General features: G+C 67.6%; 21 protein-coding genes and 1 pseudogene. 9 read left to right on the forward strand and 13 right to left on the reverse strand.

The window, feature by feature from the left end; all coding sequences use genetic code 11:
• Positions 1-41 precede the first annotated feature (41 nt).
• Positions 42-467, reverse strand: coding sequence for a PPOX class F420-dependent oxidoreductase (locus C0J29_RS13425; RefSeq protein ID WP_065046496.1), 426 nt, complete (start codon positions 465-467; stop codon positions 42-44).
• A gap of 54 nt (positions 468-521) precedes the next feature.
• Here C0J29_RS13425 and C0J29_RS13430 point away from each other — a divergent pair, with 54 nt between their 5' ends.
• Positions 522-914: a helix-turn-helix domain-containing protein gene (locus tag C0J29_RS13430; RefSeq protein ID WP_065046494.1), complete on the forward strand. Its 393-nt coding sequence runs from the start codon at positions 522-524 to the stop codon at positions 912-914.
• On the opposite strand, the gene C0J29_RS13435 is transcribed toward C0J29_RS13430, so the two are convergent.
• A complete protein-coding gene (locus C0J29_RS13435; RefSeq protein ID WP_065046518.1) occupies positions 911-1,756 on the reverse strand; it encodes a class I SAM-dependent methyltransferase in 846 nt (281 codons plus the stop codon). The two genes, C0J29_RS13430 and C0J29_RS13435, sit on opposite strands and share 4 nt — an antisense overlap.
• 176 nt (positions 1,757-1,932) lie before the next feature.
• Here C0J29_RS13435 and C0J29_RS13440 point away from each other — a divergent pair, with 176 nt between their 5' ends.
• Positions 1,933-3,810, forward strand: a complete 1,878-nt coding sequence (locus C0J29_RS13440) for a lysophospholipid acyltransferase (protein ID WP_120792620.1) — start codon at positions 1,933-1,935, stop codon at positions 3,808-3,810.
• A gap of 274 nt (positions 3,811-4,084) precedes the next feature.
• Here C0J29_RS13440 and C0J29_RS13445 read toward each other — a convergent pair whose 3' ends face one another.
• Positions 4,085-4,600, reverse strand: coding sequence for a PE family protein (locus tag C0J29_RS13445; RefSeq protein ID WP_162951455.1), 516 nt, complete (start codon positions 4,598-4,600; stop codon positions 4,085-4,087).
• 282 nt (positions 4,601-4,882) lie between these two features.
• Here C0J29_RS13445 and ilvA point away from each other — a divergent pair, with 282 nt between their 5' ends.
• Positions 4,883-6,166 (forward strand): threonine ammonia-lyase, encoded by a 1,284-nt coding sequence (ilvA, locus tag C0J29_RS13450; protein WP_120792622.1) that lies wholly within the window; start codon positions 4,883-4,885, stop codon positions 6,164-6,166.
• Positions 6,167-6,232: 66 nt separating this feature from the next.
• On the opposite strand, the gene C0J29_RS13455 is transcribed toward ilvA, so the two are convergent.
• Positions 6,233-6,877 (reverse strand): pyridoxamine 5'-phosphate oxidase family protein, encoded by a 645-nt coding sequence (locus C0J29_RS13455; RefSeq protein WP_120792623.1) that lies wholly within the window; start codon positions 6,875-6,877, stop codon positions 6,233-6,235.
• Between the two features lie 40 nt (positions 6,878-6,917).
• On the opposite strand from C0J29_RS13455, the gene C0J29_RS13460 reads away from it, so the two are divergent.
• Positions 6,918-8,246, forward strand: a complete 1,329-nt coding sequence (locus C0J29_RS13460; RefSeq protein WP_120792624.1) for an aminotransferase class I/II-fold pyridoxal phosphate-dependent enzyme — start codon at positions 6,918-6,920, stop codon at positions 8,244-8,246.
• A 1-nt stretch (position 8,247) separates the two neighbouring features.
• Here the strand turns inward: C0J29_RS13460 and C0J29_RS13465 are convergent, their stop codons facing one another.
• On the reverse strand, positions 8,248-8,538 hold the full coding sequence (locus C0J29_RS13465) for a DUF4190 domain-containing protein (protein ID WP_120792625.1): 291 nt from the start codon (positions 8,536-8,538) through the stop codon (positions 8,248-8,250).
• Between the two features lie 93 nt (positions 8,539-8,631).
• Between C0J29_RS13465 and yaaA the strand changes: the two genes are divergently transcribed.
• Complete coding sequence (yaaA, locus tag C0J29_RS13470; RefSeq protein WP_120792626.1) at positions 8,632-9,408, forward strand: peroxide stress protein YaaA; 777 nt, start codon at positions 8,632-8,634, stop codon at positions 9,406-9,408.
• 27 nt (positions 9,409-9,435) lie between these two features.
• Here yaaA and treZ read toward each other — a convergent pair whose 3' ends face one another.
• From treZ to C0J29_RS13500, 6 genes and pseudogenes are all read right to left on the reverse strand, one after another.
• Complete coding sequence (gene treZ, locus C0J29_RS13475; RefSeq protein ID WP_120792627.1) at positions 9,436-11,190, reverse strand: malto-oligosyltrehalose trehalohydrolase; 1,755 nt, start codon at positions 11,188-11,190, stop codon at positions 9,436-9,438.
• Positions 11,183-13,483 carry a malto-oligosyltrehalose synthase gene (gene treY / locus C0J29_RS13480; RefSeq protein ID WP_120792628.1) on the reverse strand — a complete coding sequence of 767 codons (2,301 nt, stop codon included), beginning with the start codon at positions 13,481-13,483 and terminating at the stop codon, positions 11,183-11,185. Before treY ends, treZ begins: the two co-directional genes overlap by 8 nt.
• 3 nt (positions 13,484-13,486) lie before the next feature.
• Positions 13,487-15,682 (reverse strand): glycogen debranching protein GlgX, encoded by a 2,196-nt coding sequence (gene glgX, locus C0J29_RS13485; RefSeq protein ID WP_120792629.1) that lies wholly within the window; start codon positions 15,680-15,682, stop codon positions 13,487-13,489.
• Positions 15,683-15,721: 39 nt separating this feature from the next.
• Complete coding sequence (locus C0J29_RS13490; RefSeq protein ID WP_120792630.1) at positions 15,722-17,863, reverse strand: acyltransferase family protein; 2,142 nt, start codon at positions 17,861-17,863, stop codon at positions 15,722-15,724.
• 282 nt (positions 17,864-18,145) lie between these two features.
• Positions 18,146-18,823 (reverse strand): annotated as a pseudogene (gene ripD, locus C0J29_RS13495) (NlpC/P60 family peptidoglycan-binding protein RipD); the annotation flags it as partial.
• A gap of 324 nt (positions 18,824-19,147) precedes the next feature.
• Entirely contained in the window at positions 19,148-19,555 is a 408-nt protein-coding gene (locus C0J29_RS13500) for a hypothetical protein (RefSeq protein WP_176603629.1), read from the reverse strand.
• A 70-nt stretch (positions 19,556-19,625) separates the two neighbouring features.
• Here C0J29_RS13500 and C0J29_RS13505 point away from each other — a divergent pair, with 70 nt between their 5' ends.
• The 4 genes from C0J29_RS13505 to C0J29_RS13520 are packed head-to-tail and all read left to right on the forward strand — an operon-like array spanning position 19,626 to position 23,280.
• Positions 19,626-20,939, forward strand: a complete 1,314-nt coding sequence (locus C0J29_RS13505) for an adenosylmethionine--8-amino-7-oxononanoate transaminase (protein WP_120792632.1) — start codon at positions 19,626-19,628, stop codon at positions 20,937-20,939.
• A 6-nt stretch (positions 20,940-20,945) separates the two neighbouring features.
• Positions 20,946-22,091: an 8-amino-7-oxononanoate synthase gene (locus C0J29_RS13510; protein ID WP_120792633.1), complete on the forward strand. Its 1,146-nt coding sequence runs from the start codon at positions 20,946-20,948 to the stop codon at positions 22,089-22,091.
• Positions 22,088-22,762 (forward strand): dethiobiotin synthase, encoded by a 675-nt coding sequence (gene bioD / locus C0J29_RS13515; RefSeq protein WP_162951456.1) that lies wholly within the window; start codon positions 22,088-22,090, stop codon positions 22,760-22,762. Before C0J29_RS13510 ends, bioD begins: the two co-directional genes overlap by 4 nt.
• Entirely contained in the window at positions 22,762-23,280 is a 519-nt protein-coding gene (locus tag C0J29_RS13520) for a 2'-5' RNA ligase family protein (protein ID WP_120792635.1), read from the forward strand. The genes bioD and C0J29_RS13520 overlap by 1 nt, the downstream gene beginning before the upstream one ends.
• Here C0J29_RS13520 and C0J29_RS13525 read toward each other — a convergent pair.
• Positions 23,277-24,638: a hypothetical protein gene (locus C0J29_RS13525; protein ID WP_120792636.1), complete on the reverse strand. Its 1,362-nt coding sequence runs from the start codon at positions 24,636-24,638 to the stop codon at positions 23,277-23,279. The genes C0J29_RS13520 and C0J29_RS13525 overlap by 4 nt on opposite strands.
• Positions 24,635-25,036 carry a hypothetical protein gene (locus C0J29_RS13530; protein WP_120792637.1) on the reverse strand — a complete coding sequence of 134 codons (402 nt, stop codon included), beginning with the start codon at positions 25,034-25,036 and terminating at the stop codon, positions 24,635-24,637. Before C0J29_RS13530 ends, C0J29_RS13525 begins: the two co-directional genes overlap by 4 nt.
• Between the last annotated feature and the right edge of the window lie 3 nt (positions 25,037-25,039).

A 25,039-nucleotide genomic window follows, 5' to 3' on the forward strand; every position in this document is an offset into this window, starting at 1 on the left:
CGGCGTCGAGTGTGCGGCCAGCTTCACGCTCGACGCTGGGTTTACAGATCGATCCGGACGATGGCGCTGTCAGTCCACACGCCACGGTCCCGTGCGCGTCGCAGCTTCTCCCGCAGTCCGAGGTCGCGGTGCACGTTCGTGACGCCCGGAATCTTCAGCAGCGGCACGATGTTCCACTGCCAGCCGTAGCGCTGGTGCAGCAGTCGGTTGGCGCGCTGCGCGTCGGCGCCGGACAGGACCGTCGCGCGGCCCGGCACCCAGTCCGTGGCGCCTCGGCCGCGATAGTCACAGGCGGCGAGTTCGACGTCGGGCCGGGCGCTGAGCCGCTTGGTTTTCGGACCCACCTTGGTGCGAAACACCAGCGCGTCGCCGTCGAACGCGAACCAGATCGGGGTGTCGGCAGGCGTGCCGTCGCGGCGGAATGACCGCAGCAGTGCGTATCGCGAGTTGTCCAGAAGTGTGTGCATGACCCATAGTCAACGACTTAGAGTTGACTCGAAGTCAAGCCCTGGAGGTGTCGAATGCGGCTGACCATCGGAGAGGTGGCCCGCCAAGCCGGGATTGCGGCGACCACGTTGCGCTACTACGAGCAGATCGGTTTGATACCGACGCCCGCGCGCCAAGGCGGCCAGCGTCGCTATGACAGCACGGTGCTGACTCGGCTCGAGGTGATCCGACTCTGCAAGTCCGCCGGCTTCGCGCTGGAAGAGATTCAGCTGCTGTTCGCCGACGACGCACCGGGGCGACCGGCCAGTCGCGCGCTGGCCGAGGCCAAGCTCGCCGAGATCGACGCTCAGATGGCGTCATTGGCTAGGGCGCGCGAGGTCATCGAGTGGGGGATGCGCTGCACCTGTCCGTCGATCGACGACTGCACCTGTGGAATCCACCGGGCTCTGCCGGTGGCAACGCGTTAGAACCGATAGCGCAGGATCCGGGCCTTGCGGGCCCCCGCCTCGAACTTCCCGGATACCTTGGTAGCGAACCTAATCCAGCCCGGAAACAGCTCGACCTCGGGGGCGCGGGCCAAACTGGCCTCCTCAGCCAGCGTCAGCCGCGGACTCCACGACTCCGGCACCCGCGCATCCTTGAATCCGGCGTATCCCCACTGGCTACCGACACTGCTAAACATTTTCTGCGGTGCCATCTTTACGGCAAGCCGGCTGAACCAGCCGATGCGGCCGTAGTCGTTGAAGGCGATTTCGCCGGACCCGAAGTACTCGGTGATTCGCCGGAACAGGTCGACAATCACCGATTCTGACAGGAAGGCGAACAGGCCGTCGGCGATCAGCATCGTCGGCCGGTCGGCGGGGATGGCTGCCGGCCAGTCGTGGTCGGCGACCGACGCCGCGACGGAATGGGCGTGTTCGCTGGACGGCAGAACCTGTTCGCGCAGCGCGATCACCCGTGGCAAATCCACGCTGTACCAGTCGACGGTGGCGGGGGGATCCACCCGGATCGGACCCGAGTCCACCCCGGCGCCCAGGTCGACGACGACGGCGTCGGGGTTCTCAGCGGTGAATGCACGGACCCTGTCGTCGAGCATCTTTGCGCGCAGCGCCGACTGGCAGGCCACGCTGTCGGGCACCCCGAGTCCGGTGAAGTCGTAGTCGATCTTCTTGATCACCCGGTCGGCGAGTGCATCGCCGAGAATCGGTCGCGCCCAACGACTGTCCAGCGCGCGCGCATATTCGGTGAGTAAGGCGGTCTGCTCCAGCGGCGAGAGGCCGCTGACGTCGATGATCCCGTCCCGCCCCATGAACGCCAACATACGCCCGTGTTCGGTGAGCCGTGACTTCGGACGTAGGCTCAGCGATGAGAAGCGATCTGGTGCCGAGGAGAGCGGAAGATGAGCCGAATCGAACGTCCATGCATGCTGCATGAGGACTTCCAGTACCGCGTCGACGGCATCGCCGGTGTGACAGGGGAGGGGCGATGACGGCGCGGGAGGTCGGTCGCAGCGGAGTCCGAAAGCTCTTGCAGCGCACCGGATTTGTCGACGAGTCGACGACGGCGTTGGGTACCGACCCGGAAGCGGTGACCCAACTGCTGGATGCCGACTGGTTCGGTGAGCGCCTGGACGCGCTGGCCGCGGAACTAGGGCGCGATCCCGAGAGCGTGCGGGTGGAGGCCGCCGGGTACCTGCGCGAGGTTGCGGCCTCACTGGACGAGCGCGCGGTGCAGGCGTGGCGGGGTTTCAGCCGATGGCTGATGCGGGCGTACGACGTGTTGGTCGACGAGGATCAGATCGCGCAGTTGCGGTCGCTGGACCGCAAGGCGACGCTGGCGTTCGCGTTCTCGCATCGGTCCTATCTGGACGGGATGCTGTTGCCGGAAGAGATCGCGGCCAACCGCCTGTCGTCGGCGTTCACCTTCGGCGGCGCCAACTTGAACTTCTTCCCGATGGGCGGCTTCGCCAAGCGCACCGGGACGATCTTCATCCGCCGCCAAACCAAGGACATTCCCGTCTATCGGTTCGTGCTGCGCGCCTACACCGCGCAACTGGTGCAGAACCACACCAACCTGACCTGGTCGATCGAAGGTGGCCGCACCCGCACCGGCAAACTGCGGCCGCCGGTGTTCGGCATCCTGCGCTACCTCACCGATGCCGTCGACGAAATCGACGGGCCCGAAGTGTATTTGGTGCCGACATCAATCGTCTACGACCAGCTGCACGAAGTGGAGGCGATGACCACCGAGGCCTACGGGGCGACCAAGCGCCCGGAGGACCTGCGCTTCCTGGTGCGGCTGTCCCGTCAGCAAGGGGAGCGACTGGGCCGCGCCTATCTCGATTTCGGTGAGCCACTTCCGCTGCGCAAGCGCCTGGAGGAATTGCGGGCCGACCCGTCGGGAACCGGCACGGTGGTCGAACGCATCGCGCTCGACGTCGAGCACCGCATCAACCGCGCCACCCCGGTGACGCCCACCGCGGTGGTCAGCCTGGCGTTGCTGGGCGCCGACCGCTCGTTGTCCATCAGCGAGGTGCTGGCCACGGTCAGCCCGCTGGCTCGGTACATCAACGCCCGCAACTGGGCGGTGGCCGGGGCCGCGGACCTGACGAACCGCTCGACGATCCGCTGGACCCTGCACCAGATGGTCAACTCCGGAGTGGTGAGCGTGTACGACGCCGGCACCGAAGCGGTATGGGGAATCGGCGCCGATCAGCATCTGGTCGCGGCGTTCTACCGCAACACCGCCATCCACATCCTGGTCGACCGGGCGATCGCCGAGATGGCCTTACTGGCGGCCTCGGAAACGGCCGAAAGCTCGGGCGACGGCTTCGTGGCGCCCGCCGCGGTGCGCGACGAAGCGCTCGGCCTGCGGGAGTTGCTCAAGTTCGAGTTCTTGTTCTCGGCACGCGCCCAGTTCGAGGTGGAGCTCGCCGATGAGGTCAAGCTGATCGGCCCGGTAGAGGACACGTCCAAGGAAGTGATCGCGGCCGACGTCCGGAAACTGCTGGAGTCCGCGGATCTGCTGCTGGCGCATCTGGTCTTGCGGCCGTTCCTGGACGCCTACCACATCGTGGCCGACCGCCTGGCTGCTCTCGAGGACGAGGCGCTGGACGAAGACGCGTTTCTCACCGAGTGTCTCGAGGTCGGTAAGCAGTGGGAATTGCAGCGCCGGATCGCCAACGCCGAGTCGCGGTCGATGGAGCTGTTCAAGACCGCGCTACGGCTCGCGCGGCATCGGGAGTTGGTTGACGGGGCCGACCAGGCCGACATCGCCAAGCGCCGCCGGGAGTTCGCCGACGAGATCGCAACGGCGAGCCGGCGGGTCAATGTGATCGCGGAGCTGGCCCGGCGTCAGGAATAGTTTGTTCCTCGTGCCACTAGCAAGGGAGTACGCTACCAGCGGCCCCGGGGTGCAAATTGAACGCAGTCTGCACGTAACACATCAGCAGGCAGTACGAGGGCTCAGTTGCCAGACCTTTTCGCGTGCGTTGCTGTCACTTCTCAGTATTGCGAGCCTGTAATTCGTCATTGCGCACACTGTGTGTATCTCAATCTCTCTTCTGACGCGCTCAGGCCGAATGGCCGGCACCGAATACCATCTTTCAGCCCAGCGTGAACAGCTACGGGATTGCCGCTCACGGAAGAGGCCGGTAGCTTATGGGTTGCCCGGTGATGACCTCAGAAAACAGCTGTGCTAGTTGCAGACATACAAATAATGGTATAATTATTGGCTCAAACGGTATCAGAGGAAATATAATAATAAAGTTCAGGGCCAGCTTAAAAGGATAGTTAAAGAGAATGCTCTCCAAGGCATTGCCGGCGTCGGTGTAATAGTTCACCTTTGCATTCAGCGCCTGCAGCAACGAGGCGACCACATCTTCGGCGCTGGCATATGACGACGCGCTTGCCGTCATCTTCTGAACCAACTGCTCTTGAAACGCGGTAGCCTCTCGGGCCACCACCTGATAGTCCTGAGCGTGCCGCGAGAAGAGCTGCGCGATGCTGACCGACACTTCGTCGGCCGCGGCTGGACTCAGCGCAAGGGTAGGCGGGGCCGCTACTCGGTGGGCCTCGTCGAGCGCGGAAGAGATGTTTTCCAAATCGGCTGCCGCCAACATCAAGCTGTCCGGAGCGACGCTCACATGCGACATGCCTGCCACCACCTCGGGACGTGGAGCTCGCCTGGTCGATTCGGACGAGGCCGGCGGCGCGCGAACCACCGGCGATACCAAGCCTCGCGCCGACCGATGCCGCTATCCGCAGTAGTGCACTACTTAAACGGGGCGCAGCGTCACGGCAACGCAGCCGAAGATGCGCGCACGGATCGCAGCCTCATCCAAGCGCCGGGTGAGAGCGACTCTGCGGCACTCCGGTGCTAGTTCTTACCCCGGTGAGCTGAGACGTTGCTCCCGGCGGCATGGCACCATTAACCGGTGTCCGCCGAACTGAGCCAGAACCCTCGCGAGCTGCCGCTGTGCGCGGCTGACATCGAGGGTGCGGCAAAGCGAATTGCTCCGGTGGTCACCCCGACGCCCCTGCAATACAGCGACCGTCTGTCGGAGATCACCGGCGCGACCGTCTACCTCAAGCGGGAAGACCTGCAGGTGGTGCGCTCCTACAAGCTGCGCGGCGCCTACAACCTGCTGGTCCAGCTCTCCGACGAGGAACTGGCCGCCGGCGTGGTGTGTTCCTCCGCGGGCAACCACGCGCAGGGCTTCGCCTACGCATGCCGTTCGCTGGGCGTGCACGGCCGGGTTTACGTGCCGGCCAAGACGCCCAAGCAGAAACGGGACCGCATCCGTTACCACGGCCGTGAGTTCATCGACCTGATCGTGGGCGGTTCGACGTACGACATGGCCGCCGCGGCCGCCCGCGAGGACGTCGCACGCACCGGCGCCACCCTGGTGCCGCCCTACGACGACCTGCGCACCATGGCCGGTCAGGGCACGATCGCCGTCGAGATCCTGGACGCCCTGGGCGACGAACCGGACCTGGTGGTGGTGCCCGTCGGCGGCGGCGGCTGCATCGCCGGCATCACCAGCTATCTCGCCGAACGAACGTCCAACACGGCGGTGCTGGGTATCGAGCCTGCTGGGGCCGCCGCGATGATGGCCGCACTGGCCGCCGGCGAGCCGGTGACCCTGGAACACGTGGACCAGTTCGTCGACGGTGCCGCCGTCGCGCGGGCGGGAACGCTGACCTACGGGGCCCTGGCCGCGGCCGGCGACATGGTGTCCATCACCACGGTCGACGAGGGCGCGGTGTGCACGGCGATGCTCGACCTGTATCAGAACGAGGGCATCATCGCCGAACCCGCGGGCGCGCTGTCGGTGGCCGGTCTGCTGGAAGCCGATGTCGAACCCGGCTCCACCGTGGTCTGCCTGATCTCGGGCGGCAACAACGACGTGTCCCGCTACGGCGAGGTGCTGGAGCGCTCGCTGGTGCACCTGGGCCTCAAGCACTACTTCCTGGTCGACTTCCCGCAGGAGCCGGGCGCGCTGCGGCGGTTCCTCGATGAGGTGCTCGGTCCCAACGACGACATCACCCTGTTCGAGTACGTCAAGCGCAACAACCGGGAGACCGGGGAGGCGCTGGTCGGGATTCAACTGGGATCGGCCGCGGACCTGGACGGGCTGCTGGCCCGGATGCGGGCGACGGAGATGCACGTCGAGACGCTGCTGCCCGGGTCGCCGGCGTACCGCTACCTGCTGCTCTGATGCCGCAAAGACGCAAGAGCCCCTCATCACGACGTTAAGCGGGGGCTTTCGCGTCTGCTCAGCGGTCTAACGGAGATACGACGGCAGCGGGGTAGCGGGGTCCAGATCGGCATCCGGAACCGCCGCGCCGGCGGTCAACCGCACCGGCACCACACCGGCCCAGTACGGCAGCGTCAGATCTTCGGCGTCGTCAGACACCCCGCCTTCGCGGATCTTGGCTGAGACTTCGTCCAGGTCGAGGGCTAGGACGGCGGTCGCGGCGAGTTCGCGCGCGTCCGGCGGCCGGCAGTCGTCGGCGCGTCCGGGCCGGATGTGGTTCAGCACGGCATGCAGCGCTTGCGCCTTCTCGTCCGGATCCTCGACGATGCGCGCGGCGCCGACCGCGACGACCGATCGGTAGTTCATCGAGTGGTGCATCGCCGCGCGGGCCAGCACCAGTCCGTCGACCAGGGTGACGGTGACGCACACCGGCATGCCGGCCAACCGAGCAGCCAGCATCGGTCCGCTGCCGGAGGAGCCGTGGATGTAGAGCGTCTCGCCGATGCGGGTGTGGATGGTCGGCAGCACTACCGGCAGTCCGTCCTTGACGTAGGCCAGGTGGCAGATCAGCGACTCATCGAGGATCCGGTGCACCGTCTCGCGGTCGTAGCGCGCCCGGTCCCGGTAGCGGGTTGGCGTGGTACGTGGGGTGGGGTGATATGCCGTATCCATGCACTTGCCTTTGCTTTTGTTCTAGTACATAATTATCACTGTGCCAGTACGATACACCATAGACGGAACCGGTGCCGAGTCGATAGCGGCCAGCATCGAGGAGGGCATTTCCCAGGGGGCCCTCGCGCCGGGCGACGCGCTGCCGTCGATCCGGGAGGTCGCCGCGCAGCTCGGGGTCAACGCCAATACCGTGGCCGCCGCCTACCGTCTGCTGCGCGATCGAGGGGCCGTCGAGACCGCGGGCCGGCGCGGCACGCGAGTGCGCAACCGGCCGGCGACCACGCCGCGGTCGTTGCTCGGACTCGCGGTTCCCGAAGGCGCCCGCGACTTGTCGACGGGCAATCCGGACCCCGCGCTGTTGCCCATCGCCACCGTGCAGTTGACTCCCGTTCGGCAAGACCGGCCATTGCTCTACGGGCAGTCGGCGATGGCGACCGAACTCGTCGAGCGTGCCCGGGCAGACCTGGGCGCCGACGGTGTGCCGGCTGAGCACCTGGCCGTGACCAGCGGTGCGCTCGACGGGATCGAGCGGGTGCTCAGCGCCCACCTGCGGCCTGGGGACCGGGTCGCGGTCGAGGACCCGGGTTGGGCGAATCTCCTCGATCTGGTTGCGGCACTGGGGCTTTCGCCGGAGCCAGTGAAGGTCGACGATGAGGGTCCGGTGGTGCTCAGCATGGCGCGGGCGCTGCGCCGCGGCGTGAAGGCCGTCATCGTCACCACCCGCGCGCAGAACCCGACGGGGGCGGCGCTGTCCAAGGAACGCGCGAAGGCGCTGCGCAGTCTGCTGGCCGCGAAAACCAGCGACGTGCTGGTCATCGAGGACGACCACTGCGCCAGAATCTCCGGTGCGCCGCTGCACACCTTGGCCGGTGCCACGCGGCGCTGGGCTTTCGTCCGGTCGGTGTCCAAGGCGTACGGTCCGGATCTGCGGCTTGCCGTGCTGGCCGGAGATCGCCGGACCGTCGAGCGGGTCCATGGACGACTGCGGCTGGGGCCGGGGTGGGTGAGCCGGCTGCTGCAGGATGTCGCCGTGCGGATGTGGTCCGACGAAGCGGCGACCGAACTGGTTCACCAGGCCAGGGGGCGCTATGCCAAGAATCGCAAAGCATTGCGTGACGCCCTGGCAGAGCGGGATGTGGTCTCGCACGGGCGGTCCGGCCTGAACGTCTGGGTTCCGGTGCCCGACGAGACGGTTGCCATCACCCGCCTGCTCAACGCCGGTTGGGCTGCCGCGCCGGGCACGCGGTTTCGGATGGACACACCACCGGGCATGCGCATCACCATTGCGGACCTGAAGGACGACGAGATCGAACCGCTGGCTGACGCCGTCGCGGAAGCCATCCATGGCACCGGTCCCGCCAGCGTGTGAGTCAGTTGGTGGTGAGCAGCCAGATGAAGACGAACGTGTAGATCGCGAAGTGAATCACCGACAGCGAGAGGCCGGCGATCGCCGCCGCCCGGCCGGCAACGTCGCGCTTGTCGGTCTGGTGCAGCGCGTGGATTCCGAACGGGATCGTGACCAGCCAGCACGGAATGAAGGCGACGAGGTACTGCAGGACGCCCAGGACCACGCTCATCACCGCAAGGCCGCTGATCTTGGGGATCGCGTTGCGCTCAACTGCGGAGGCGGGGGCTACGAACTGCGGGGCGATCGTCGTCATGGGGATACCGTCACGCACAGCCCTTGAAGGATTCTTGGAGCCTTCTGACGCCGGGCAGGAGGCCGCGGGGTGCGCCGACTAACGTCTGCACCCGTGATCGTGCTGCTGCCGCCGTCGGAGACCAAGCGAGCGGGTGGCGACGGCCCACCTCTGCGACTCAGCAGTCTGAGCCAGCCGCAGCTCAATCCGGTGCGGTCGGCGCTGGTGGCGGAGCTTGTCGAGCTGGCGTCGGACCCGGCGGCAAGCAGATCGGCGCTGGGCGTCTCGGCGTCGCAGGTCGCCGAGATCGAGCGCAACGCGGCGCTGCGGGTGGCACCGACGCTGCCGGCCATCCGCCGCTACACCGGTGTCCTCTACGACGCGCTGGACATCGACTCGCTGCGCGGGGCGGAGGCCAAGCGTGCATCCGCCCGTTTGTTCATCGGGTCGGCCTTGTTCGGGCTGCTTCGCGCCGACGACCAGATACCCGCGTACCGGCTCTCGGCGACGTCGAAACTGCCGGGCAGGCCCACGCTGGCCGCGCGGTGGCGACCGGTGCTGGAGCCGCTGCTCGCCGAGTTGGCCAACGATCACCTGATCGTCGATCTCCGCTCTGGCTCATACGTCGCGCTGGGCAGGGCATCCGGTGCGGTCAGTGTGAATGTGTTGGCCGAGTACCCCGACGGCCGGCGGGCGGTGGTCACCCACTTCAACAAGGCACACAAGGGCCGGCTGGCCCGTGCCCTGGCCGCCACCCGGGCCGAGCCCGGTGACGCGGGCGCGGTCGCTGCCGTCGCCCGCCGAGCCGGCCTGCGTGTGGAGCGCAGCGGCAACGACCTGACCCTGGTGGTTCCAGCCGTTCCGGCGGGACCGGGGCCAGCCCGCGAGTAGACGCGAAAGTACCTGAACCCGGCTGGATTACGGGGCCTTTGCGCCTGCTCGCGCAACGCGCAGGATGGCGAACGAATGGGCCGGAACCCGGGTGTGGTCCTTCCCGATCTCCGGGGCGTCCCAGGCCAGCACCAGCTCCCCGGCGACCGGCACGGACACATCCTCGGCGCCGAGATTGCATGCGATGGCCGACGCCCCGCGCCGCAGCACGATCCAGCGCTGGTCCTCGTCGTAGTCGACGACGAGGTGATCCAGCCACGGGTCGGCGAAGTCGGGATCGTTGTGCCGCAGCGCAATCAGCTCCCGGTACACCGCCAGCAGACGGGCGTGCGCGCCGCCGAGAAGCTCGCCCCATTTGAGCTTGGACCGCTGAAACGTCTCGGGGTCCTGCGGATCCGGGATCTCGTCGGCGTCCCACCCGTGTTCGGCGAATTCCGCTTTGCGCCCCTTGCGGGTGGCCTCGGCCAGCTCCGGCTCGGGATGCGAGCTGAAGAACTGGAACGGGGTGGACGCACCCCACTCCTCACCCATGAAAAGCATTGCCGTGTAAGGCGAGGCCAGCACCAGCGCGGCCTTGACGGCCAACTGCCCCGGGGTCAGGTTCTGCGACGGGCGGTCCCCGAGCGCGCGATTGCCGACCTGGTCGTGGGTGCAGGTGTAGGCGAGCAGCCTGGTCGCCGGAATCCCGGTTTCCTCGGCGGTGTCCAGCGGACGCCCGTGCCGGCGCCGCCGGAACGACGAGTAGGTGCCGGCGTGGAAGAAGCCATGGCGCAACGTCTGAGCCAGCGTGCTGATCGAGCCGAAGTCGCCGTAATACCCCTGCCGCTCGCCGGAGACCGCGGTGTGGATCGCGTGGTGGATGTCGTCCGCCCACTGCGCGGTAAGGCCATATCCGCCGCGGTCCCGCGGGGTGATCAGCCGCGGATCGTTGAGGTCGCTTTCGGCGACCAGAGCCAGCGGCCGGCCCAACTGCCTTGACAGCCAGTCGGTTTCGGTGGCCATCTCCTCGAGCAGGTGTACCGCGGTGAGGTCGACCAGCGCGTGCACCGCGTCCAGTCGCAGGCCGTCGGCGTGGAAGTCGCGCATCCACCGCAACGCACATCCGATGATGTAGCGACGCACTTCGTCGGAGTCCGCGTCGGCGATGTTGATGCCCTCGCCCCAGGGGTTGCTGGCCGACGACAGATACGGCGCGAACTTCGGCAGGTAGTTGCCTGAGGGGCCGAGGTGGTTGAACACCGCGTCGATCAGCACCCCGAGGCCGCGGGCATGGCAGGCATCGACCAGCCTGACCAGGCCGTCGGGACCGCCGTAGGGCTCGTGCACGCTGTACCACAGCACGCCGTCGTAGCCCCAGCCGTGGGTGCCGGCGAAGGAGTTCACCGGCATCAGCTCGACGAAGTCGACGCCGAGATCCACCAGATAGTCCAGTTTTTCGATGGCAGAGTCGAAGGTGCCCTCGGGTGTGAAGGTGCCGACGTGCAGTTCGTAGATCACCGCACCCTCGACGGACCGGCCGGCCCAGTCACCGTCGGTCCAGGCGGCACTGGACGGGTCCCAGAGCTGGGAGCGTTCGTGCACTCCGTCGGGCTGGCGCGGTGACCGCGGGTCCGGCAGGACGGTGTCGTCGTCGTCGAGCAGGAAGCCGTAGCGGGCATCCGGTGGCGCGTCGACGTCGGCGTGCCACCAGCCGTCGTCGGAGCGGATCATGTCGTGCACCGCGCCGTCGACGTCCAGGCGCACCAACTCGGGTTTCGGCGCCCACACTTTGAATTCAGTCATCAAGACGCTCCAGCAGCACCACGGGCAACTCACCGAACAATTGGGCGGCCGACGTCGGTCCGCTGGCCATCGCACCGGTCAACCGGTCGGTCCACGACCCCTCCGGCAGTGGCAGCACGGTGTCGCCCCAGCCGGTGTCCGCAAGCGCCACCGTCCAGCGGGTCACCGCCACCAGGATGCCGGGGCCGCGGCGGAACGCGACGATGTGGTCGCCGGCCTGACCCGCGGCGAGCACCGGCACGTAGTCGCCGTGCAGGAAGCAGTCCGGCCGTGAGCGCCGCAGCCGAAGCGCCGTCGTGACCACGCGAATCTTCGGGTGCTGCAGGTCTTTCAGTGCACTGCGGCGGGCCGCGTAGTCGACCTCGCGGCGGTTGTCGGGGTCGACCAGGCTGTCGTCCCACAACTCGGTGCCCTGGTACACGTCGGGGATGCCCGGCACGGTCAGCGCAAGCAGCTTCTGCCCCAGTGCGTCGCTGGCGGCGTGCGGGTTGAGTTGCCCGACGAGTTTGGTCAGTTCGCCGGCCACCGGCCCATCGAGCACGGCATCCAGCCAACGGTGCACGGCGCCTTCGAAGTCGGAGTCCGGGTCGTTCCACGACGTGTGCCAGGCGGCCTCGCGAATCGCCTTCTCGGCGTAGGAATGCAACCGGTCGCGCAGTTCCCCGGTGACCTCGCCGCTCACCGGCCAGACACCGAAGATGTTCTGCCACAGGAACTGTCCGGTCGCGGGATCGGGAGACGGTGCGTGGGTCTCCCAGCGGCCGAGGAATTCCGTCCACAACGACGGCACCTGCGACAGCACCCCGATCCGGGCCCGCACATCCTCACCGCGTTTGGTGTCGTGCGTGGTCAGCGTCGTCATGGCCGAGGGCCACAGCCGGGCCCGGGTGGCCGAACTCTGGTGGAATTCGGCGGCGCCGACACCGAACCGGTGCGGTTCGCCGCCGACCTCGTTGAGCGATACCAGGCGGGCGTCGCGGTAGAACAGGCAGTCTTCGACCGCCTTCGCCGTCACCGCGCCGCACAGTTGCTGCAGGCGGGTGGCGGGTTCACCGCCGCGGGCCAGTGCCGCGGCCACCACGGCCAGCGCTGGACCTAGGTCGGGTTGCGCGGCTTGGGTTTTCGCCAGGGCGGTGGACAGGATCGCCGACAGCGACTGGTAGTCGCACCGGTAGACGTCGATGTGAGTCAGTAAAGCGGCCACCGCGTCGGGCAACCGCGGATCATCGGCACCCGCGGTCGCCACGATGCTGCGCCGCAGCCGGGCCAGCTCACTGCCCAGCGTGTCGGTGGCGGCGCGAATCTTCAGTTGCGCCAACATGTCCGGCATCGCGCCGTAATCCACCCCCGCGGACCCCACGAGTTCGGTCAGCGCGGCTTCGCCCCTCGGGTCGACGAAAAGTCCGCCCACCTCCCGCAGCACGTCGTAACCGGTGGTGCCGGCGACCGGCAGCGTGGGTTCCAGGGCCTCGTCAACGGCCAGGATCTTCTCGATCACGATCCAGGCCTCGGGTCCCACCAACTCGCGCAGCCAGATCAAATAGCTTGCCGGATCGGCCAATCCGTCGGGATGGTCGATCCGAACCCCGTCGACGATGCCCTCGCTGAACCAGCGCGCGACTTCCGCGTGGCTGGCGTCGAACACGCTGCGGTCCTCCTGCCGCAACCCGGCGAGCGAGGTGATCGAGAAGAACCGGCGGTATCCGACGACCCCGTTGCGCCACCCGACCAGGCGGTAGTGCTGGCGTTCGTGCACCTCGGGGCCGGCGCCGTTACCGGTGCCGGGGGCGATGGGAAGCGCCAGGTCGCCCAGTCGCAGCAGGTCGCCGTCCACGGTCAGATCGGCCGCGTCGTCGTCAGATCCCAACAACGGCAACACGATTCGGCCCGCGTCGTCCAGCGTCCAATCGATGTCGAAGTATCCGGCGTATTCGGAGTCCCGCCCGTGCCGCAGAACATCCCACCACCAGGCGTTCTGCGCGGGCTGGTCGATTCCGACGTGATTGGGCACCACGTCGATCACCACGCCCATACCGCGGGCCTGCGCCGCCGACGACAACCGGGCCAGCCCCTCCGGGCCGCCGAGGTCCGACGACACCGTCGTCGGATCGGTGACGTCATAACCGTGCGAGGATCCACTGGTCGCGGTCAGCACGGGGGACAGGTAGACATGGGACACCCCGAGCTCATCGAGGTAGTCCAACAGGTTTTCAGCGTCGCCGAGGGTGAACGCGAAGCCACTGGACGCGCCGCGCAGCTGCAACCGGTAGGTTGCCGAGACCGGAAAAGGCATACGTCACAACGTCTTACGCAAGATGAGCACGGAGCGGCCGGGCAGCGCTACCTCGTCACCTTGATCGACCACCCGCTCGGCCACGCCGGTCGGGCTGGTGGTGTCCAGCTCCACTGTCCACTGCTGTGCATAGTCGCCGTGCGGCATGACAAATGTGACTTCCTGGTCGTGGGCGTTGAAACACAGCAGGAACGAGTCATCGACGATGCGTTCGCCACGGCGATTCGGTTCGGGGAGGGCCTGGCCATTGAGGAACACCGCGATGCTCTTGCCGAAATCGTTGTCCCAGTCCTGCTCGGTCATCTCCTGACCGGCCGGTGTCAGCCAGGCGATGTCGTGGATGTCGGCTTCACCGCTGCGGATGGGCCGGCCCCGGAGGAAGCGGCGCCGCCGAAAAACCGGATGCTTCTTACGAAGCCGCGTCACCTTGCGGGCGCAGGCCAACTGATCGGCGTTCTTCTCGACGAACGACCAATCCATCCAAGACAACTCGGAGTCCTGGCAGTAGACGTTGTTGTTACCTGATTGCGTGCGCCCGATCTCATCGCCGTGGGAGATCATCGGGGTGCCCTGACTGACCATCAGCGTCGCCCAGAAGTTGCGCATCTGCTGGCAGCGCAGCGCCATGATGTCCGGGTCGTCGGTCGGGCCTTCCACGCCGCAGTTCCAGGACCGGTTGTGGCTCTCCCCGTCGCGGTTGTCTTCCCCGTTGGCGGCGTTGTGTTTTTCGTTGTAGGACACCAAGTCATGCATGGTGAAGCCGTCGTGGGCGGTGACGAAATTGATGCTGGCGCCGGGCCGCCGGCCGGTCGCCTCATACAGGTCCGACGACCCGGTCAGCCGGGAAGCGAACTCGCCGAGGGTTGCGGGCTCGCCCCGCCAGTAGTCGCGCACAGTGTCGCGGTATTTCCCGTTCCACTCGGTCCACAAACCTGGGAAATTCCCGACCTGGTAACCGCCTTCGCCGACATCCCACGGTTCGGCGATCAACTTCACCTGGCTGACCACCGGATCCTGCTGGACCAGGTCGAAAAACGCTGACAGCCGGTCGACGTCATAGAACTCGCGGGCCAGGGTGGCCGCCAGGTCGAACCGGAAACCGTCGACGTGCATCTCGAGCACCCAGTAGCGCAGCGAGTCCATGATGAGCTGCAGGGTGTGCGGGTGCCGCACGTTCAGGCTGTTGCCGGTGCCGGTGAAATCTTTGTAGTGCCGAAGGTCACCGTCGACCAGGCGGTAGTAGGCGGCGTTGTCGATGCCGCGGAAGTTGATCGTCGGGCCGAGTTGGTTTCCTTCGGCGGTGTGGTTGTAGACGACGTCGAGGATCACCTCGATGTTGGCCTCGTGGAAGGTGCGCACCATGGCCTTGAATTCGGCGACGGCCCCGCCCGGTTTGCGAGTGGCCGCGTATTGATAGTGCGGGGCAAGGAAGCCGAATGTGTTGTAGCCCCAGTAGTTTCGCAGTCCCAGGTCTACCAGCCGGTGGTCGTGCATGAACTGGTGCACCGGCATCAGCTCGATGGCGGTGACGTTCAGGGACTTCAGGTGGTCGATGATCACCGGGTGCGCCAGGCCGGCATACGTGCCGCGCAGCTCGTGCGGGATGCCGGGATGGGTTTGGGTCATGCCCTTGACGTGCGCTTCGTAGATGATGGTTTCGTGATACGGCGTGCCCGGCGCCCGGTCGGAGGCCCAGTCGAAGAACGGGTTGATCACCACGCTGGTCATGGTGTGACCCAGCGAATCGACCATCGGGGGAGTACCGGTTTCGGACGGATCCTCCGCCGCCACCGCGAGGTCGTAGGAGAACAGCGCCTGGCTGAAATCGAAGTCCCCGACGAAGGATTTGCCGTAGGGGTCGAGCAACAACTTGCTCGGATCACACCGGTGCCCGGCCGCCGGATCGAACGGCCCGTGTACCCGGAACCCGTAGCGTTGTCCGGGCGTGACGGTCGGGAGGTAGCAGTGCCATATGTAGCCGTCGACCTCGTCGAGGTTTATCCGGGTTTCGCTGCCGTCGCGGTCGATCAGGCACAACTCGACCCGGTCGGCGACTTCGGAGAACAGCGAAAAGTTGGTCCCGGCACCGTCGTAGGTGGCGCCAAGCGGAAATGGGGCCCCGGGCCACACCGTCACCAGCTCGGGCGAGCCGTCCGCGCCGTCATATGAACTCTCGTTCCCACGCTCCGTCGACGACATCACTCGACCCTATCGGTGTCCGCTGTCCTGGGAGGCTTGTCACCACCAACCGGTGATCGCCGCGATCTGCCGCCCGAGTTCGGGCGCCAGAGTCCGCATGTAGGTCGGCGTCAGGTGGTGAGGATCTCGGTAGATCAACACGTTTCCCTCAACCGCCCGGCAGGTGTCGGGCCGGCAGATCGCGTCCGACAAGTCGATGGGCTTCAGCAGCGGGAACTGCGCGACGAAGTCCAGGGTGCCGTTGTGGTCGGACAGCAGATCGGACCGCTTGACCCCGCAGGACTCCGAATTGCCGGCCTTGGCCAGGCAGTCCGCGGGATTGAAGGGTTGTCCGTCCTTGACCAGCCACGGCGTATCCCGGACCCCGAGGATGGGAATGTTGTTGTCGGACAACGTTTGCCAGATCCCGATGTAGGTGGCTGGCATCACGTCCCCGGACCTGATGTTCCAGGGCCGGGTCGACGTGGTGAACACGTAGTCGGGTCGATCGGTGACCAGCTTGGCCATCGTCGTCTCGACCCACTGCCGGCATTGGGGATAGGGCGCGTTGTTGCCCATGATCAGCGGCACCTGTTCGGTGGACAACGCGCAGCCCATCTTGAGGTAGGTCACCACTTTGAAGTGGTGCAGCCGACCGAGCAGGTCCAGTGCGGGAAGCCAATGTTCGGCATGCGATCCGCCCGCCAGCGCGATGGTCCGGGGCGCATCGTTGTCGCCGTAGGTGCAGTTCACCACGGTCGGGTTGACGAAGTCGCTGATGCACCCGTCCCGGGTGGAGGCGGGAAGATCTTCCTTGACTTCCAGCACGGTTGGCCGCATCCGGAGTTTCGGCACCCGCACGTGGTTCACCAAGGCTCGCGCGCCCGGGTAGTCGGCGGCGCTGAGTCCGCTGAGTTCTTTGCCGCCGGCGCGTTCGGCGACCAGGTGTTCGCGCCAGGTGAACGACGTCGCGGTCAGCGTGACACCCAGCAGCGCCACCACCGATCCCAGCGCGATCGTCGGCCGCCGCCACCGCAGTCGCCAGGGCACCGGCGCGGCCGGTGCCGTAGTTGCCCGGTAGCGCAACGGGTCTTCGACGTGCCGGGTGGTCAGGTACGCCAGCACGCCCGACACCAGCAGCACGCCGAGACCCTCGAAGAAGTTGGCTTGGCGATGGCCGGTGTAGGAGAGCCAGAAGATCAACAGCGGCCAGTGCCACAGGTACAGGGAATAGGCCATCGCGCCCAGCGTCACCAGCGGCCCGACCGCCAACACACGGTTGGGCAGGGGCATCCGGCCGCGTGTGGCCGGGTCGGCGGCCATGTTGGCCCCGGCCATGATCATCAGCATCGCGGCGCCGACCGGCACCAGCGCCCACGGGCCGGGGAACTCCTGCACGCCGTTGATCAGGGCACCGCAGGACAGGATCGCCGCCAGCGCCACCGTGGCGACCACCGTCCGCAGCCACATCGGCCAGCGGATGTACGGGATCACGGCGCCTACCAGCGCGCCCAGCAGCAGTTCCCACGCTCGCGCGAAGCTGTTGTAGTACGCGGTCGCCTGGTAGGCGTGGTGGGCGATGATCGCGTACCCGAACGACGCGACCGTCAGTGCACTGAGCAGCACCACGAACGCTGTGCGCACGTGCTTGCCAAGAAGCCGGCCCAGGTAGGCGACGGCGGCGACGAGCACCAGGAACGCCACATAGAACTGGCCCTGCACCGACATCGACCAGATGTGCTGCAACGGGCTGACCGACTCGCCGGCGCGCAGGTAGTCCGCCGCCGAGTTGGCCAGTTCCCAGTTCTGGTAGTAGCCGAGGCTGGCGAGGCTCTGGTCGGCGAACGCTTCCCAGCGGGTCTGCGGCTGGATCAGTACGGTGAGTAGTGCGCACGCGGCCAGCACCACGACCAGCGCGGGCAGCAGCCGGCGGATGAGCCGGACCACCTCGGTCGCCGGGGACAACCTCCCCCCCAGCCCCGCGCGCAACACCTTGCCGCCGAAGAAGAACCCGGACAACGCCAGGAACACGTCAACGCCGCCGGACACCCGGCCGAACCAGATGTGAAATACGGCGACCAGAGCGATCGCGATGCCGCGCAGACCGTCGAGATCGTGCCGGTAGAAACCGGCCGCGCGCGTGCCCATTCCGGCGGATTGCCTGGTGGCAGCCGGGGTCGGAGGCGGTGACGGTGTCGGCATGGTCACCGCTAACTTACCGAAAACCGCCGCCTGCTCCTTTCGGGAGCAAGCGGCGGCTGGGGAGATCCCGCGAACGTTCCGGGCTTTTTACCGCGGAGCGGTGACGGCGGGGGCCGGTTGCGCCGGCATCAGCTGCAGCGGCGGCTGCGGTGTCGGAACCAGGGGAGCCGCCGGCTGGGGGATCACCTGCTGCAGCGGCGGCTGAAGCGCTTGCTGCTGCAATGGTGCCTGCTGCACCGGGGCCTGTTGGCCGGGGACTGTCTGCGCCGGGGCCTGTTGGCCGGGGACCGTCTGGGCCGGGGCTTGCTGGCCGGGGACCGCTTGGGCCGGGGCTTGCTGGCCGGGAATGGTCTGGGCCGGGGCTTGCTGGCCGGGGATGGTCTGGGCCGGCGCCTGCTGGCCGGGCACCGTCTGGGCCGGGGCTTGCGGCGCCGGCTGCACCGGCCCCGTCTGCAACGAGTTGGTCCCCAGGATGCGGACCAGGTACGGCGACATGCCGCTGGCCCGAACGGGCGAGACCTGCACGACGTCACCGACCTCGAGCATCTGACCGTTTCCGAGGTACATCGCGACGCTCTGGGTGCCTTCGGGGCCGTAGAAGATCAAGTCGGCCTTGCGGGCCTGCTGGGGCAGCACCCGCTCGCCGACCCGGTACATCTGGCCCGAGGAACGCGGCAGCTTCAGCCCGGCGCCGGCGTAGGCGTACTGCATGAGGCCCGAGGCGTCGAAACCGACGGTGTTGATGCCCGAACCGGTCCCGCGGGTGGGGCCGGTAACACCGCCGCCGGCCCACGAGAACGGGACGCCGCGCTGCGAGAGTCCGCGCGCGATCACGGTGTCGGCCATCTGTTGGTAGTCATTGCTGCGGGTGTACGGATCAGCGGAGGCTGTCACCGCGACAGTCGCCATCGGCGCCACGAACATCACCAGCCCGATCGCGAAGGCGTAAGCGCGTTTCATTTCGTTCCCTCGTTTCCTGGGGCCGGGTGGCCCCTCTGTGCCTCAGCGCGGTGACCGCGCGCATCCGCGCCGTTCAGTTGCGAAGGGCCGCCTCTTCGGGGCCGAGCGCCGCTGGACTTGATGGCGTGAGCCGTTCGGGTTAGCCCGAGTGAAATCACACCAGTCACTACAGACACTTTGACAACAGAGATAAGTGACCGCCAGAGGGGCGAAACATTATTTGTAGGAACGTGACCGGACGGTGATTGAGAGGCTCAATCCCGTGATGCCAGTTGTGATTTCGGTCTCATAGACGTTGCTGGCGCGTGATGTTGCGCGAGCGTGTCAGCGGCCGAACGTGTTGCTGAAATCCGTCAGGGCCCGGCACACAACCGAGGCCAGGCTGAGCACGCCGACCGCGACGATCGGCCAGAAGGACATGAACCATCCCTTCACCAGCGACACGAACGGGCCGAGCAGCGCGGCGGTCCCGGCCGCGCCGATACCGCCCCACATCAGCGGGTAGATGTAGAAGTTCAACCCGAACGGCACCATGGGGCAGTCGTCACCCTGGCAGACGTTGTCGGTGAAAGAGAACAGCCGCGTCGGCCAGCTGGTCAGCGTGACCGCGGCGATCAGCAACGCCAGCAGCACGAACATTGTGATGACATCCCAGGGCACCAAGCGCAGCCTGATGATTCGCGGTCCCTCGACCTCCTGATCCGCGTCTTGGGACTGATCCGGTGCTGCCATGCCCTGCATGCTTCCCGATGAACGGGTTTTCTGCGACCGCAACCGACTAAGGTCGGCTTTCGTGGCTTCTATGCCAGTGGCCGGACAAGCGGATCCCGGGTTGACGCCCGCGCAGATCAGCGCGATCGATGCCGCTCACCTGTGGCATCCCTACAGCACGATCGGCAGCGAAGCGATACCGCCGGTGGTGGCTGTCGCCGCGCGCGGCGCCTGGCTCACGCTGATCCGCGACGACCACCCGGTCCAGGTGCTGGACGCGATGAGCTCGTGGTGGACCGCCATTCACGGCCACGGACACCCGGTGCTGGATGCGGCGATGACCGCACAGCTCGGCACCATGAACCACGTCATGTTCGGTGGTCTGACGCACGAGCCGGCGGCCTGGCTGGCCCAACTGCTGGTGGAGATCACCCCCGCCGGGCTGGACACCGTGTTCTTCAGCGACTCCGGGTCGGTGTCGGTGGAGGTCGCGGTCAAGATGGCGCTGCAGTACTGGCGCAGCCTGGACCAACCGGCCAAGCATCGCCTGATGACGTGGCGTGGCGGCTACCACGGCGACACCTTCACGCCGATGAGCGTCTGTGACCCCGACGGAGGTATGCACTCGCTGTGGGCCGACGTGCTGGTTCCGCAGGTCTTCGCCCCGCAGGTGCCGCGCGACTACGACCCCGCCTACAGCGCGGCATTCGAGGCTCAACTTGCCGACCACGCCGCCGAACTGGCCGCCGTCATCGTCGAGCCCGTGGTGCAGGGGGCGGGCGGGATGCGCTTCCACGACCCGAGTTACCTCTGCGACCTGGCCGACATCTGCCGTCGTCACCGGGTGCTGCTCATCTTCGATGAGATCGCCACCGGCTTCGGTCGCACCGGTGAGCTGTTCGCCGCCGACCACGCCGGTGTCAGCCCGGACATCATGTGCGTCGGCAAGGCCCTCACCGGCGGGTATCTCAGCCTGGCCGCGACCCTGTGCAGCACGGACATCGCCCACACCATCAGCGGCGGCACCGCCGGCGCCCTGATGCACGGGCCGACGTTCATGGCCAACCCACTGGCGTGCGCGGTGTCGGTGGCCAGCGTCGAGGTGTTGCTGGGCCAGGACTGGCGATCCCGTGTCGCCGAGATCGCGGACGGGCTGACCGACGGACTGGAACCGGCCCGCGCGCTGCCAGGCGTGACGGACGTGCGGGTGTGCGGGGGCATCGGCGTCATCGAATGCGACCGGGCGGTGGATCTGGCGGTGGCGACGCCGGCGGCGCTGGACTGCGGGGTGTGGCTGCGCCCGTTCCGCAATCTCGTGTACGCGATGCCGCCGTATGTCTGCACGTCCGACGAGATCGCTCAGATCACCTCGGCGATGGTCAACGTTGCGCGGCTCGTAGTCTGATCAGCGATGAAGTCAACCGAGACGTCCCCGCTGGCCTGGCTGGAAGCGGTGGAGGCGCAGCGCCGCGAGGCCGGACTGCGACGTTCCCTGCGGCCACGGCCCCCGGTGAGCACCGAACTCGACCTGGCCTCCAACGACTACCTCGGTCTGTCCCAGCATCCCGACGTCATCGACGGCGGGGTGCAGGCACTGCGGGTCTGGGGTGCCGGGGCCACCGGTTCGCGTCTGGTCACCGGCGACACCGAATTGCACGCCCACTTTGAGACCGAGCTCGCCGAGTACGTCGGCGCCGCCGCGGGGCTGGTGTTCTCCTCCGGCTACACCGCCAACCTCGGTGCGGTCGTCAGCCTTTCCGGCCCCGGCTCACTGCTGGTGTCCGACGCCTACTCGCACGCCTCACTGGTCGACGCCTGCCGGCTGTCCCGCGCGCGGGTGGTCGTGACGCCCAATCGCGACGTCAGCGCCGTGGAATCGGCATTGGCCGCGCGCGACGAGGAGCGCGCCGTCGTCGTCACCGACTCGGTATTCAGCGCCGACGGGGCGCTGGCGCCGCTGCGCGAATTGCACGACGTGTGCCGCCGGCACCGTGCGCTGCTGATCGTCGACGAGGCGCACGGCCTCGGGGTGCGCGGCGGCGGTCGCGGCCTGTTGCACGAGGTCGGGCTGGCCGGTTCGCCGGATGTGGTGGTTACGACGACGCTGTCCAAGGCGTTGGGCAGCCAGGGCGGCGTGGTCCTGGGCCCGGCCGAGGTGCGGGCCCATCTGATTGACGCGGCGCGGCCGTTCATCTTCGACACCGGCCTGGCACCCGCCGCGGTGGGCGCCGCGCTGGCCGCGCTGTACATCCTGGAGGCCGAGCCGTGGCGACCCGGGGCGGTGCTCGGCCACGCCGCCGAGCTGGCCCGGGTGTGTGGCGTCGCTGAGGTTCCACAGTCGGCGGTGGTGTCGGTGATCCTGGGTGATCCCGAGGTCGCGCTGGCCGCGGCGACCGACTGCCTGGACGCGGGCGTCAAGGTGGGCTGCTTCCGGCCGCCGACGGTACCCGCGGGGACATCCCGGCTGCGGCTGACCGCGCGCGCCTCGCTGAGCGCCGACGAACTCGACCTGGCGCGGCGCGTGCTCGCCGAGGTGCTCTCGAGCGTCCGCCGTTGACGGTACTGGTCGTCACCGGGACCGATACGGGGGTCGGAAAGACGATCGCGACCGCGGCGCTGGCGTCCTGCGCCCGCCGACTCGGCATCCATGTGGCGGTGTGCAAGCCCGCCCAGACCGGCACCGCCGGCGGCGACGACGACCTCGCCGAGGTGGGCCGGCTGTCCGGGGTCACCGAACTGGCCGGCCTGGCGCGCTACCCGCTGCCCATGTCGCCGGTGGCCGCGGCCGGGCAGGCCGGCATGTCGCTGCCCAGCGGCGATGAGGTGCTGCAGCTGATCCGTCGGCTGGACCGGCCGGGACGGTTGACGTTGGTGGAGGGCGCCGGCGGGCTGCTGGTGGAACTCGCCGCCGGGGGTGTCACCCTGCGGGACCTCGCCGTCGACCTGAAGGCAGCCGTGCTGGTAGTGACCAGAGCCGGTCTGGGCACCCTCAACCACACCGCGCTGACCCTGGAAGCACTTGCGACACAACATGTTTCATGTTCCGGTCTGGTGATCGGCAGTTGGCCGCGGCGGCCCGGCATCGTCGAGACGTCCAACCGGTCAGCGCTCGAAAGCCTGGCGCCGGTGCGAGCGGCGCTGCCCGCGGGCGCCGGCGCCGGCGGTGACTTCGCGGCAATCAGCGCGGCCGCGTTCGACGGCGACTGGGTCAGGTCCCTGGTGTCCTGATGGCCCATTCCATCGAGTTGCTCTTCGACCCCGACACCGAAGCCCTCCTGCAGCGCATGTGGGACGACCTCGGCGCGTTGAAAAAGGCGGGTCTTCCGATCCGGGTTCCGCCCGGCCGTCCGCATGTGACGGTGGCGGTGGCCCAACGCATCGACCCCGACGTCGACGAACTGCTGATACCCGTGGCGCGCGGGCTGCCCCTGCGGTGCGTAATCGGTGCACCCGTGTTGTTCGGCCGGAGCAACATCGTGCTCACCCGGTTGATCGTGCCGTCGCGCGACCTGCTGGATCTGCATGCCGAGGTACATCGGCTGTGTGGTCCGCACCTGCTGCCGGAGCCGATGGCCAACAGCCTGCCCGGCCAGTGGACGGCACATGTCACGCTGGCTCGCCGGATGGAGGCCGCACATCTGGCCGCGGCGCTGGCGATCGCGGGCCGGCCGACGCAGTTCGAGGGCCGCTTCGCCGGCTTACGCCGCTGGGATGGCGACCAACGAGTCGAGTTCGCGCTGGGTTAACCGCCGAACAGCAAATACAGGCCCATGAACGTGTAGCCGACCATCACCAGCATCATGGTGAGCTGCCCGGTGAGCTGATGAGCGGACGGCAGCAGCCGCAGCGCTTTGTCGTGCGCGGCGATGACCGCCACGATGTGCCCGGTGACAACACAGGCCACCTTGACGGTGGACAGCACCGCCGGGTGCATGGACAACACGTACGCCACCTGCTGGTGCGATAGTCCCAACAGATCCCAACCCCGGCCCAGCGGATCGGCGAGCGCAATGACGGCCTGCTGGCCGCGCTCCACCAGGTAGGTCAGGTAGTGCGCGAAGATGTAGCCGACCACGATCGGAATCAGCGAATGTGCCATCTGGCCGGGTAGGGCCCGCCGCTGCTCGGCTTCAACTCCGCCCGTCGCCCGCGCCGCCAGTGAAAAGGTCAGTGCCACAATCGAAATGAACACGATCAGACCGACGGTGCGCAGCGCCGATGACGTCAGCGTTTCGGGCACCCCGTGCGCGCCGCGCGCGACGCCGTCGGCGAAATTGCGCCACGTCGGCGACGCCGAGAAGCTGTCGAACGCCGTCGAGCCAAGCAGCACCGCCAGCACCATCACCACACCGGGCCGCACCGGCAGCGACGGCAGATGGTCGAACGGGTTGCCGACGACGATCTTGCCGGTCTCGCGATTGCGCCAGAACGGCGACAACCGCGACACTGCCATGCTGTAGACACCGAACGGGTCCACCCGCGCGAACCAGCGCTGCCCGCACAGCCACGCGCCAACGAACAGCACGACGCTGTAGACCAGCAGCCAGATCTTCACCGCGAACACCGAGGCCGAGTCGGGACTGGCCAGTTCCATCCAGACGAACGCGAACAAACCGAGAGCGGCCGGACGGTAGCCCCAGCTCTCGGGATAGGAGAACCGTGCCCGTCCCAGCCGCTCCGGCAGGAGCCGGCGCAGCACGACGTACACCGTCCGCACCGGGGAGACGACCCGCCACACCGGCCCGAAAATCAGCGACAGCGCCACCAGCCCGACCCACAGCAACACGTAGAACGCGCCGAGGAGGCCATTGGCCTGCGTCTGCGACCCGAACAGTCCCGCCAGCAGCACCCACGCCGCGAACAGCAACGCCAGTACCGCCACCGCGCACCGGGTGGCACGGGCATCGACCAACCGGGTGACGACGTCCGGCAGGGCGTGTCCCGGCTTGTCCGGATCGAACCGCGGCCGCTTCCAGGCCAGGGCGACCAGAGCGAACGTGAACGTCAGTGCCCACGCCGCACCGATCAGCGCGAAGGTGTAGGGGACGGGAAGGTCATTCGACCCGCCGAGGCCATGCGCCAGGACCGCCCCGGCACCGGTCACGGCTGGACTTGGATGGTGGCGATTGTGCGCTTGAGGTGATGCAGCTCCACGTCGACCGTGCCGGGAACGTCGACGCTGAACTGGAAGGTCTGGTTGGGCGCCGCCGCGATCTCGAACTTGTGGTCGGGCACCGAGTGCACGTGCAGCTCGTCGGCGACGTCGCTGGTGACCCGCAGCGTGATCTGCTCCTTCACCCGGGCCTGCAGCGTGGCGTTGGTGGGTGTCACCTGGCCGTTGGCGATGGCGACCTCGATCGTCAGTCCGCCGGCCTGCCCGCTGGTAGTCGTCGCCCCCGGCGCGGGGCTGCTGGAGTGGGTGCCCGGCTTGCTACCACCGCAGCCGACCAGTGCGCAGGTCAGCGCGGCCGCCCAGACGGCGGCGAGAATGCGTGCCGTCATCGA

It is taken from the genome of Mycobacterium paragordonae (assembly GCF_003614435.1).
Lineage (GTDB): Bacteria > Actinomycetota > Actinomycetes > Mycobacteriales > Mycobacteriaceae > Mycobacterium > Mycobacterium paragordonae.